The 8,167-nt window shown below is 68.5% G+C and carries 9 protein-coding genes and 3 pseudogenes; 5 read left to right on the top strand and 7 right to left on the bottom strand.

Annotation, left to right across the window (positions count from 1 at the left end; all coding sequences use genetic code 11):
* A pseudogene (locus AB0J64_RS56235) lies at positions 1–252 on the bottom strand (MFS transporter); the annotation flags it as partial.
* Positions 253–315: 63 nt separating this feature from the next.
* Here AB0J64_RS56235 and AB0J64_RS56230 point away from each other — a divergent pair.
* Positions 316–693 (top strand): annotated as a pseudogene (locus tag AB0J64_RS56230) (Tn3 family transposase); the annotation flags it as partial.
* Between the two features lie 27 nt (positions 694–720).
* Here AB0J64_RS56230 and AB0J64_RS56225 read toward each other — a convergent pair.
* Both AB0J64_RS56225 and AB0J64_RS56220 read right to left on the bottom strand, forming a co-directional pair.
* Entirely contained in the window at positions 721–1,311 is a 591-nt protein-coding gene (locus AB0J64_RS56225; RefSeq protein WP_364046706.1) for a TetR/AcrR family transcriptional regulator, read from the bottom strand.
* Between the two features lie 10 nt (positions 1,312–1,321).
* Positions 1,322–2,161, bottom strand: coding sequence for an oxidoreductase (locus AB0J64_RS56220; protein ID WP_364046703.1), 840 nt, complete (start codon positions 2,159–2,161; stop codon positions 1,322–1,324).
* A gap of 170 nt (positions 2,162–2,331) precedes the next feature.
* On the opposite strand from AB0J64_RS56220, the gene AB0J64_RS56215 reads away from it, so the two are divergent.
* The 4 genes and pseudogenes from AB0J64_RS56215 (at position 2,332) to AB0J64_RS56200 (ending at position 4,352) form a co-directional block, all read left to right on the top strand.
* Positions 2,332–3,078: a tyrosine-type recombinase/integrase gene (locus AB0J64_RS56215; protein WP_364046700.1), complete on the top strand. Its 747-nt coding sequence runs from the start codon at positions 2,332–2,334 to the stop codon at positions 3,076–3,078.
* Positions 2,961–3,611, top strand: a pseudogene (locus AB0J64_RS56210) (transposase); the annotation flags it as partial. The gene AB0J64_RS56215 and the pseudogene AB0J64_RS56210, both read left to right, overlap by 118 nt.
* Before the next feature lie 268 nt (positions 3,612–3,879).
* On the top strand, positions 3,880–4,137 hold the full coding sequence (locus AB0J64_RS56205) for a transposase (RefSeq protein WP_364046697.1): 258 nt from the start codon (positions 3,880–3,882) through the stop codon (positions 4,135–4,137).
* Between the two features lie 71 nt (positions 4,138–4,208).
* Entirely contained in the window at positions 4,209–4,352 is a 144-nt protein-coding gene (locus AB0J64_RS56200; RefSeq protein WP_364046694.1) for a DUF4158 domain-containing protein, read from the top strand.
* Between the two features lie 164 nt (positions 4,353–4,516).
* Here the strand turns inward: AB0J64_RS56200 and AB0J64_RS56195 are convergent, their stop codons facing one another.
* The 4 genes from AB0J64_RS56195 to AB0J64_RS56180 all read right to left on the bottom strand — a co-directional run bounded on the left by AB0J64_RS56195 (position 4,517) and on the right by AB0J64_RS56180 (position 7,965).
* Positions 4,517–5,194 carry a dihydrofolate reductase family protein gene (locus tag AB0J64_RS56195; protein ID WP_364046691.1) on the bottom strand — a complete coding sequence of 226 codons (678 nt, stop codon included), beginning with the start codon at positions 5,192–5,194 and terminating at the stop codon, positions 4,517–4,519.
* A gap of 257 nt (positions 5,195–5,451) precedes the next feature.
* The gene (locus AB0J64_RS56190; protein ID WP_364046688.1) at positions 5,452–7,041 is read right to left on the bottom strand and encodes a carboxylesterase family protein; all 1,590 of its coding nucleotides are present in this window, start codon (positions 7,039–7,041) and stop codon (positions 5,452–5,454) included.
* 8 nt (positions 7,042–7,049) lie between these two features.
* Entirely contained in the window at positions 7,050–7,373 is a 324-nt protein-coding gene (locus tag AB0J64_RS56185) for a hypothetical protein (protein WP_364046685.1), read from the bottom strand.
* Between the two features lie 364 nt (positions 7,374–7,737).
* Positions 7,738–7,965 carry a hypothetical protein gene (locus tag AB0J64_RS56180; RefSeq protein ID WP_364046682.1) on the bottom strand — a complete coding sequence of 76 codons (228 nt, stop codon included), beginning with the start codon at positions 7,963–7,965 and terminating at the stop codon, positions 7,738–7,740.
* Positions 7,966–8,167 lie beyond the last annotated feature (202 nt).

The raw sequence follows: 8,167 nt of genomic DNA, 5'->3' as shown, positions 1-8,167 counted from the left end.
GGCGAAAAGGGCTCGCCATACCGTGCTGATAGTACCTTGAGCTGCTTGAACGTCGCATATTGTGGCGAGATGAAACGTGCCCGACAGCAGCAACATGGCCACCAGCAGCACGTAGGCGTCGACGATCCACTGCAGGCCGGTCAACCCGGTATGCAGCCGCTGCTGCATGTCAGGCAGGGCCGCGCCGACGATCGTGTTGTCCAGCAGCACCATGAACTGACCAGCGCAGGTCAGGGCGAGCAACCCTTTCACGCACATCCCTCCTAGAAACAGTTGATGACTGATCCCACGCTTTGAACGCGGTCAATGGCGTGCGGGATCTTCTCCATGCTCGGCCACCGGTTCGCGCCCGCTTCGCCGACCTGGGCGACCAGCGGTTCTGGCGCACCGACCTGCACCCCTGGCAGCCACGGGCCGCTGCAAGCGATCGCCCGCAACGAACACCCCACCCCGCTCGGACAGGCGTTCGCCGAGTACGGCCGGATCGACAAGACCCTCCACCTGCTCGAGGGACAGGAAGACCAGCTCGCCGCGCTCGGCCTGGTCGTCAACGCCGTCGCGCTGTGGAACAGCCGCCACCTGTCGACCGCCGTCGACGAGCTACGCGCCCAGGGCGTCCCGGTCAAGGACCAGGACGTCACCCGGCTCAGCCCCCTCGGCCACGCCCACCTCAACTGCCTGGGCCGCTACGCCATCGCCTCCTCCGGCCCCAGACCCCACTCAATCAACGGAGCCTGCCGGTGTCGCTGGCCGGTTGGTGAGGAGGCCGGTGAGGGCGGCCTTCGCGATGGCCTCCGCCTCGGTGGGCGTGAGGGGGGCGTGGCCGCTGACGAGGCGGAAGATGATGGAGCCGAACAGGACGTCCTGGGCGACTTCCACGTCGATGTCGGTGCGTAGTTCACCTCGTTGCACTCCGCGTCGCCACATCTGGCGGATCAGCTCGCGGCGGCCCTCCAGGAAACGCTTCCGCAGGAGTTCGGCGGCCTCCGGATCGGTGACGGTGGCCGCCAGCAGCTGGGCGTAGACCTGGCCGACCGGACCGGCATAGAACGCGGCGACGTTGCGTACCTGCTGGGTCAGGTCCTCGCACGCCGAGCCCGTGTCGGGCACCGGGGTCGCCTCGGCCATGTGCAGGGCGAACGCGTCGATGGCGACGCAGATGCGGTTGGACCAGTGCTTGTAGATGGTCGCCTTGCTCACCCCGGAGCGGGCGCTGACGGCGTCGACCGTCGCCGCCGGCAGCCCGCCCTCCGACAGCAGCTCGGTGGCGGCGCGTAGCACCGCCTCGCGCACCCGACGGCTGCGCGGCATGAGATCCTTCTCAGCCGGCATCGTCGTACGCCGTCGCCACGGCGACCTCGCGCCACTGGTCGAGCTCGGACTTGACCCGTTCGAGCTTGGCCTCGACGCGGGCGACGCAGTCGGCACCCAGCTGAAGCCGGACCGGCGGATCGCCGACCCCGGCGATGGAGACGATCGCGGCGGCCGCCTTCGCCGGGTCACCGGCCTGGGCGTGGTTGTTCTTGGTCCGCCAGGCCCGGGTCTGACCGGCGGTCTCCGCGTAGTCCTCGATCACCTGCTCGGTCGTGTGCAGCGACGAGTCGTCGAGGAAGTCGGTACGGAAGACGCCGGGCTCGATGATGATCACGTCGATGCCCAGCGGGGCGAGCTCGGCGCGCATCGCCTCGCTGATACCCTCCACCGCGAACTTCGTCGAACCGTACACGCCCCACCCCTGGCCCGCGGTGAACCCGCCCACCGAGGTGATGTTCAAGACCCGCCCGGAACGCTGGCGGCGCATGACCGGCAGCACGGCGCGGGTCACCGCTAGCAGGCCGAACACGTTGACGTCGTAGACCGCTCGGACCTCGGCGTCGGATGCCTCCTCCACCGCTCCCAGCAGCCCCCGACCGGCATTGTTGACCAGCACATCAATACGGCCGAACGCCTCCACCCCGGCGGCCACGGCCTCCTGGACGGCGGCCTCGTCTGTGACATCCAGGTTCACGGCCAGCAACCGATCACCGGCGCCCGCAAGTTCGGCCTCGACCTGTTCGGCATTCCGTGCGGTGGCGACCACCGCATCCCCCTCGGCCAGAGCCTTGCGTGCGATCTCCAGACCGAACCCACGCGAGGCACCCGTGATGAACCAGATTCTCATGGACACCCTCCACTAAGTGAACTGAACGTTCAGTTTAGCCGATGAGGATCGCTCCCACCACTCACCCCCGACGGAAGCCGGCTTCTCTTCGGGAGCCAGACGGCCACGGGCTACCCCATCGCTACTTGTGGCAGGGGTCGGTTTCGGGAACAGGACGCCGAGTTGGTTGCGTGATAACACGGCGGCCGCGCAAGGACCTGCCGCTGGACCGGCTGCGCGACCGGATGCTGTTCGAGACCGCCTACGTCTGCGGCGCCCGCGCCTCCGAAGTCTGCGGCCTGTACGTGGAGGACCTCGACCTGCGCCTGGACGACGAATACGTCCGCATCCACGGCAAGGGCGGCAGCGTACGCACCGTCCTGCTGGACGACCGCGGCTACGTCACCCTGCTCAAGCTCTACCTGGCCCGCGCCGGCTACACTGCCGGGCCACTGTTCCGCGCCCCCATCAGCGGCCGCGGCGGGCCCCTGTCCTACGACGCCGTCCACCACCGCCGGCAGGGCTACTGCGCGCAGGCTGGCGTCGAGATCGACATCCACCAGCTGCGCCACGCCCACGCCACCGAACTCATCAACGCCGGCGTCTCCATCGAGGCCGTCCGCCGCCTTCTCGGCCATGCCTCCGCCGAAACCACCCAGCTGTACGCGTCGCTCGACGACAAGATCGCCGACGCCGGGATCGGGCAACGAGCTAAGGAAGCTTCGCAACCAGGAGCAGCCTCAGCTCACTGCAATCAAGATCCTTCTCAGCGCCAACGGCTGTCCGCCGGTTCCTCGACCCCGGAGAAGTCCCAGAGTTCATGCGAACTGAAGGTTCATCGAAGGGAACCGAAGGGTCTTCATCCCTCATGGACCGTTTCGACCCTTGGGTTCGTCACGACTGGCGGGGTCTTGCGCTTCGGCTGCAGTGGCCAGTAGGACGCGGGCGTTCTCGGCATAGCGAATGGCGGTTTTGGGATCGAGGCCGAACACAGCAGCGAGGTGGAGCGGATCCATCCACGCTGGCAGAACAGATCGATGGTGTCATCGGGGTCGACACCCACCGCGACACCCTGGCCGCCGCGGCGGTCAGTGCACTGGGTGCCGTCCTCGCCCACGCCGAAGCGGCCGCTGACGCCCACGGCTACCTTGAGCTCCTGGAGTTCGCTCGTCAGCACGTCCCAGGCCGCCGCTGCTGGGCCCTTGAAGGAGCCGCCAGCTACGGCGCCGGCTTGGCGGCGTTCCTGGAGGCATCCGGCGAAAAGGTGGCAGAGGTCTGCCGCCCCAAGCGACCGACCCAACGTGGCGGTCGCAAAACCCACGCCCTCGACGCGATCCGCGCCGCTCGGGAGGCGTTGACCAGCGAGCATCTCATCCAGCCCCGCCAACGCGGAGCACGCGAGGCGCTCAGGGCGCTGCTCACCACCCGCCAAGGCGCCGTCAGCGCGACCACCGCGGCGATCAACCATCTGAAGGCCTTAATCGTCTCGGCGCCCGACGACCTGCGCAGCCAGATCCGCTCCATGAGCAGCAACACGCAGATCAGCCACTGCGCCAAACTGCGGGACCGGTCCTCCCAGACCATCGAACACCGCATGACCATCCGGGCCCTGCGATCCACAGCCCAGCGCATCCAGACACTGGCGCATCCAGACACTGCGCGCCGAGGCCAAAATTCTCGAAGAGGAGATCACCACCCTGATCAACGATGTCAGGCCCGACCTGCTGAAACAGATCGGAGTGGGCGCCATCAGCGCGGCACAGATCCTGGTGAGCTGGTCCCATCCCGGACGGTTTCGCTCCGAGGCCGCCTTCGCCACGTTCGCCGGAACAGCCCCCATCCCGGCATCCTCCGGCCTCACCAAACGCCACCGGCTCAACCGCAGCGGCGACCGCCAACTCAACCGGGCGCTCCACACCATCATCCTCGTCCGCGCCCGCGTCGACCCCGTCACGCAACCACTTGACAGATATAGCAGCCTCGAAAAGTCCCTTTAGCGGGTGGCCACAGCTAACTATTTGATCTTCCGCTCGTCCTGCTTGCCGGGCTTGCCCTACCTTCGGCGTCTATGCCGGTTGAGTTCTTAAGTGATGGTGAGGCGGCCGCGTACGGCCGCTTCTCGGGTGCTCCGTCGCAGGCGGAGCTAAAGCGGTTCTTCTCTCTGGACGACGCGGATCGGGCGTTGATCGCCGAGCGGTGGAGTTCAAGGTGAGCCGCAACCCCACCGCCAGAGCGCTGGCGGGCCAATGGCCCACAGCCGCTGCTTGTCGGTGACGTCCACCGCACGATGCCCGTCTGGTCTGTCATGGTCGCCTGGGGCATCGTGCTCGCGATCGACCTGGTGGTCTCCTCCCGCTACACCCTCGTCCCTCGCGGTCAGCGGACGACGCGGTAGGAGAGGTGGGTCGCCGCCGGGGTCGCCATCACTTGGGTGCGTTCGAGGGTGATCGAGGAATCGAGCATGCCGAACAACGGCGTACCGCCGCCGACCAGGACCGGGATCACGTGCAGGCGGATCTCATCGACCAGGCCGAGCGGGAGCGCCTGCTGCATGATGGTCGCGCCGTGCAGCCCGACGACCTTGTCGCCCGCCGCCTTCTTGGCCTGCTCGATCGCGCTGGCCACCCCGTCGGTGACGAAGGTGAACACAGCCGGGTACGACCTGGTCGGTGCCTGGTGAGTGACCACGAAGCACGGGACATCGCCGACCGGGCCACCCTCGCCCCAGCCGCCCTCCCCTTCGTTCTTCTCAAACGACTTGCGGCCCATCACCACCGCACCCCAGTCATCGATCACCCGCTCCAGGATGGCCCGATCCGCGTCGGTCGCCTGGTCGGACATCCACTTGTGCAGCATCCAGGCACCGTCGCCGAACGGGTTCTCGCGGCTGTCGTTCGGGCCGGTGACGTACCCGTCGAGCGAGATTGACATGTCGCAGATCACCTGTGCCATAAGTAACGCCCTCTCTCTGCCGCATCCGGGAACACGGTCGCGGTTGTGCATCGTGACTTCCTTGCTCAGCGGTGTACCGCCAGTTTGGCGGGCGGCACGCATCTGGACATCCGAGCTGAGCACTGAGCCGCTACCGAGCCACCCGAAGGAACCGGTGATGGCGGGCAGACCACTCTCGTCCGTGGCCCAGCGCGTCGAACACCGGGCGCGACCTACCGCCCCCCATCATCACTCGAGCACCCGAGATGGTCCGAGCCCATACAGCAGGACCGCCGACCGGAACGATCCACGACCGTGCACGGGCCCGGGCGGAACACGGGGAGGTGGGCGACGTGGGGATGCGCCACCCCGTGCAGCTCCTAGTCGGCTCCTCCGTCCAGCCTGGGCGCGGTGGCCCAGAACCGGCAGTGATGGGTGGTGCTCGCGTCCACGGGGGAGATGCCTCGGGGCGCGGAGTCGAGGGCCTGGGTGGACGGGTACGCCTGCCACCGCGGCAGGCCGGCATGATTGGGGTCGCCCGTGGCGGCGAACGTGCTCCAGTAACGGATCATCTGCGCCGACAGGTGCCGCTGCGCTGGGCTGAGGGTGATGGACGTGCTCTCGATGTCGAAGAGCATGGGGAGCTCCGAGCCGTGGTAGGCGCCGGTCGGGTAGCCCTTGGGGAACAGGCCAAGGATGTCCGGCACGTCAGGGTCGGCGAACTCGAAGCCGTAGACGGGCACGTGCCGGGCCAGCAGCTTGCTCGCGGTGAGGGTGGGGCACACCCAGCCGGCGTCCGTGCCGACGGCGGCCCAGGCGAGCGCAGCCGCGGAGCCGGCTCCACCGGGACCGGTGGAGTCGCGGGTGTAGGCGCGGGGCGGGTATTCGGCGTACACACGCCGGGCCTGGCGAGCGCCGAAGGCGGTGGTGAGCAGCGCCCGGTAGCGGGCGTCGTCGATCGGTTGTTCCAGTTCGAAGAGCCGGGTGAACAGGCGGTGCTCGTGGCGGGTGTTGCCCTGCATCACGGGCACGCGGTGGAAGTCGCCTGAGCGCAGTGCGGCGGCCGGGTCGGCGGGCAGCACCGGGGTGCCGTAGGCGGGCTGGGTGAAGCGGCCGTTGAGGGCGAGGAGCTTCCCGGTGTCCAGGCTGCGCAGGCAAGTGGTCGCTCGCGCTCCCGCGCAGCCCAGTTCCCCGGCGGCCTTGGTGCCGCGGGCCTCGGTGTCCGCGCGTGAGGCCCAGTAGGAGATGGCCTCCAGGCCGGGCGCCATGACGTTCTTGGGCCAGCGTTGCAGGCAGGAGCCGCTCTGGATGATGGCGCGGTGGAACAGGCCCGCCGCCTGGGGGGAGGTGAGCTGGGCGCAGACGCTCGCCCCGCCGGAGGATTCGCCCATCAGCGTGACCGCGCGCGGGTCTCCGCCGAACGCGGCGGCGTTGGCTCGCACCCAGCGCAGCGCGGCCTGCTGGTCGGCCAGGCCGTAGGAGCCCGAGCCGGGCAACTTCGGGTGGCCGAAGAAGCCGAACACGCCGAGCCTGGAGTTGACAGTCACCACGACCACGTCGCCGGTGGTGGACAGGCGGCGGGCGTCGAAGTCGCTGCCGGCGCCGGAGCTGAACGCCCCGCCGTGCAGGTAGACCAGAACCGGCCGCCGCCCGGCGGGCTTGCCGCTGGGGGTGGTGACGTTCAGGTAGAGACAGTCCTCCGATGAGCGTGCCGCGACCGCGCCCTGCTCGTCGAGTTGCGCGCACGCCGGCCCGGGGCGGCGCGCGTCGCGCACCTCGGTCCAGGGACGGGGGCGCACCGGGAGGGTCCAGCGCCGTGCCCCCGTCGGCGGCTGGGCGTACTGAATGCCCTGATAGACCTGTACGCCCTGCTCGGCGACGCCGCGCACCGGCCCCAGGTCGGTCTGCGCCACCGGGTCCCTCGCGTCCGCGGCCCCGCACATCGACATGATCAGCGGAAGTGCCGCCAACGCCGCCATCACCTGCACTCGCCATGTGCGGCGGTGCCGAGGATCAAGGGCTTGCCGGAGTTCAGCAGCCCGCCCACGAAACGTCCGCAAAGGTCGGTGTACTCGTTCCTCACCGAGGTCACCTCACTGGGGCGGAGGATGAGATCGGTCTTGCCGTCCCAGCCGCTGATCACCAGGCGGTCGGCGTGGAGCACCACCTGACCACGGCGGGGGAACAGCACGCGCTGGTCCGCTCCCGCCGCGATTCGATCACCCCGGCTTCGCCCGGCCAGTTCGTCGGCCGTGGAGCCGGCGTACGTGCCTTGCGCCGACGGCGCCTTTCGCTCGTTCATGGCACCAGACTTGCGACACCGGTGTGCGGGCCGCAGTGAACCAAAGTCGTGACCGGCTCCGACTTTGGTCGATGGCTGAAGCTCACCGTGCGTGTGCGGCGATGGTCGCGCCCTGCCAGCCTGGGGCGGCGTCGACGCGCCTTGATCACCCGTGCCGGTGGTGACATGGCCCTCGAGATGCCAGTACGCGGATGTCATGGTCGGTGGCGATCTGCGCGCCCAGCGCTCGCGACGAACACGTGCGGCACAGGCTTCCCTACCCTGCCGTTCCTTTGGCCGCCGTTCAGGCCACCCGACTGCATCCGTCATGACCTGCGAAAACCCTTCGGCGAGACGCTTTGAACGGAAAGTCACGGCATGCCGCTCAACGCTGCTCTGCTAACGGGACTTTTCGAGTTCGGATGCTCGTCATGCCCCGATCAACGCGGAGGCGTTCGAGTGTCGCAGGCTGACCGCGGAGCTTCTTGGCGAAGTAGATCTTGGAGACCGGACCGGTGTCGAGGGCGCTCAGCTGGTTGATCAACAGGTGAGGATTGGCGAGGAGCAGGGAGCGGATGGCGCCGGTGCGGGCGGCGTGAACGGCGGCGAGCATGAGCCCGAGCCGGGCGGCTGGGGTGGTGGCGGCTTCGTTGCCCGGTCGATGTCGTCCTGGTCGAGCCGCTGGACGAGCCCGTAAGGGTGCTGGCCGATGCGGATGCCGCGAGGTCCTCCCGGGTGACTTCCCGCAGGTGTTCGTATCGGTCTGACCAGTGCAGCAGCGTGGGACGCAGCCGGTTCACCTGGATCCAGACCGA

The sequence above is a fragment of the Nonomuraea sp. NPDC049695 genome (assembly GCF_040674955.1).
Classification (GTDB): Bacteria; Actinomycetota; Actinomycetes; order Streptosporangiales; family Streptosporangiaceae; genus Nonomuraea; species Nonomuraea helvata.
Note: the sequence above shows the minus strand (reverse complement) of the source record. Positions and strands in the feature narration are given on the sequence as shown.

What these genes read in the sequence shown, in the direction of transcription:
- AB0J64_RS56225 (WP_364046706.1), bottom strand. Translation starts at nt 1,311, where the DNA reads ATGCCGCGCAGCCGTCGGGTGCGCGAGGCGGTGCTACGCGCCGCCACC.
- AB0J64_RS56220 (WP_364046703.1), bottom strand. Translation starts at nt 2,161, where the DNA reads ATGAGAATCTGGTTCATCACGGGTGCCTCGCGTGGGTTCGGTCTGGAG.
- AB0J64_RS56200 (WP_364046694.1), top strand. Translation starts at nt 4,209, where the DNA reads ATGCCGGTTGAGTTCTTAAGTGATGGTGAGGCGGCCGCGTACGGCCGC.
- AB0J64_RS56195 (WP_364046691.1), bottom strand. Translation starts at nt 5,194, where the DNA reads ATGCGTGCCGCCCGCCAAACTGGCGGTACACCGCTGAGCAAGGAAGTC.
- AB0J64_RS56185 (WP_364046685.1), bottom strand. Translation starts at nt 7,373, where the DNA reads ATGAACGAGCGAAAGGCGCCGTCGGCGCAAGGCACGTACGCCGGCTCC.
- AB0J64_RS56180 (WP_364046682.1), bottom strand. Translation starts at nt 7,965, where the DNA reads ATGCTCGCCGCCGTTCACGCCGCCCGCACCGGCGCCATCCGCTCCCTG.